This window comes from Mesorhizobium sp. M7A.F.Ca.CA.004.04.2.1, from assembly GCF_004022825.1.
In the GTDB taxonomy this organism is placed as follows: domain Bacteria; phylum Pseudomonadota; class Alphaproteobacteria; order Rhizobiales; family Rhizobiaceae; genus Mesorhizobium.
Genome location: NZ_RZPH01001087.1, coordinates 1 through 1,945, shown reverse-complemented (window position 1 = coordinate 1,945; position 1,945 = coordinate 1). Strand labels below are relative to the sequence as shown.

The following is a 1,945-nucleotide window of genomic DNA, read 5'->3' as shown; positions in this document are numbered from 1 at the left end:
GTTGCCTCCTGGCGGCGTCGAGCCGCTTCGGTGACTCGCGTATGTTCCTGGCACCCTGCTCCGTCCAGTTCATCAGCACGATGTAGCTTGTCATGGCACACCTCCCTCCGGGGCCACGGAGCACGGCGGCTTCGCCGGGGCGGGCATCCGGGTTGTCGCCCAGAAAATGCATCCGACACCGAAATTATCCTCCCGAAGGGCCTGGCCCGCAAGAGTGCGTCGCACAACAAAAAAGGGCGCCATTGGCGCCCTTGAACTCTTTGCATCGGTAAGTCTCAGCTATCCAGGAAGCTGCGCAGCTTGCGCGACCTGCTCGGGTGCTTGAGCTTGCGCAGCGCCTTGGCTTCGATCTGGCGGATACGCTCGCGGGTGACCGAGAACTGCTGGCCGACTTCTTCCAGCGTGTGGTCGGTGTTCATGCCGATACCGAAGCGCATTCTGAGCACGCGCTCCTCGCGCGGCGTCAGCGAGGCCAGCACGCGCGTGGTGGTCTCGCGCAGATTGGCCTGGATCGCCGCGTCGATCGGCAGGATCGCCATCTTGTCTTCGATGAAATCGCCCAGATGCGAATCCTCCTCGTCGCCGACCGGCGTTTCGAGCGAGATCGGCTCCTTGGCGATCTTCAGGACCTTGCGCACCTTTTCGAGCGGCATGGCAAGCTTTTCGGCCAGTTCTTCCGGCGTCGGTTCGCGGCCGATCTCGTGCAGCATCTGGCGCGAGGTGCGCACGATCTTGTTGATCGTCTCGATCATGTGCACCGGAATACGGATGGTGCGCGCCTGATCGGCGATCGAACGCGTGATCGCCTGCCGGATCCACCACGTCGCATAGGTCGAGAACTTGTAGCCGCGGCGGTATTCGAATTTGTCGACCGCCTTCATCAGGCCGATATTGCCTTCCTGGATCAGGTCGAGGAACTGCAGGCCGCGATTGGTGTATTTCTTGGCGATGGAGATGACGAGGCGCAGATTGGCTTCGACCATTTCCTTCTTGGCGATCGCCGCTTCGCGCTCGCCTTTCTGCACCTGATTGACGATCTTGCGGAATTCCAGGATCGAGATCGCCGTTTCGGTGGCGAGGTTCTGGATCTCGGCGCGCAGGTCCTTGATCGCATCCTTCTCGTTCTTGGTGAATTCCTTCCAGCCGCGCGAGGTCAGATTGCCGATCGAGCGCGTCCAGTTCGGGTCGAGCTCGGAACCCTGATATTCCTTCAGGAACTCTTCGCGGCGCACGCCGTAGCTTTCGGCCAGCCTGAGCAGCTTGCCTTCGTTCTGCACCAGGCGCTTGTTGATGTCGTAGAGTTGCTCGACCAGCGCCTCGATGCGCGCCGTGTTGAGCGACAGCGACTTCACCGCCTTGATCAGCTGGTCCTTGAGCTCCTTCAGCCGGCGGTCCTGGCTGGGCGACAGCGTGCCGGCGGCGGCCAGACGGTTCTCGACCTGCTGGTCCTGCAGCTTGCGCAGCTTTTTGTAGGTGTCGGCGATAACGTCGAGCGTCTCCATCACCTGGGGGCGGAGTTCCGCTTCCATCGCGGCCAGCGACAGGCTCGCTTCGTCCTCGTCTTCGTCGTCGTCATCCGTCAGCCCGCGCGTATCGGCGCCGACATTCGTGATGTCGTCTTCGTCGTCGCGCGAACGGCGCGGCTTGTCCTCGACCTTGGCTTCCTCGACGCGCTCGACCACCGGCGCCTGTTTGGCCTCGGGGCCGGCATAGGTGGCTTCGAGATCGATGATCTCACGCAGCAGGATTTTGGATTCGTTGAGTTCGTCGCGCCAGATGATGATGGCCTGGAAGGTCAGCGGGCTTTCGCACAGACCCGCGATCATCGTCTCGCGGCCGGCCTCGATGCGCTTGGCGATGGCAATTTCGCCCTCGCGCGACAACAGCTCGACCGAGCCCATCTCGCGCAGATACATGCGCACCGGATCGTCGGTGCGCATGTATC

Annotated in this window: 1 protein-coding gene and 1 pseudogene; both read right to left on the bottom strand. The window is 62.2% G+C overall.

Translation table 11 applies throughout. From position 1 onward, the window contains the following. Nucleotides 1-172: pseudogene (locus EN893_RS39585) on the bottom strand (GYD family protein); the annotation flags it as partial. Nucleotides 173-275: 103 nt separating this feature from the next. After that, nucleotides 276-1,945: RNA polymerase sigma factor RpoD (gene rpoD / locus EN893_RS31550; protein WP_128362079.1), on the bottom strand; the 1,670-nt coding region annotated here is incomplete at its 5' end.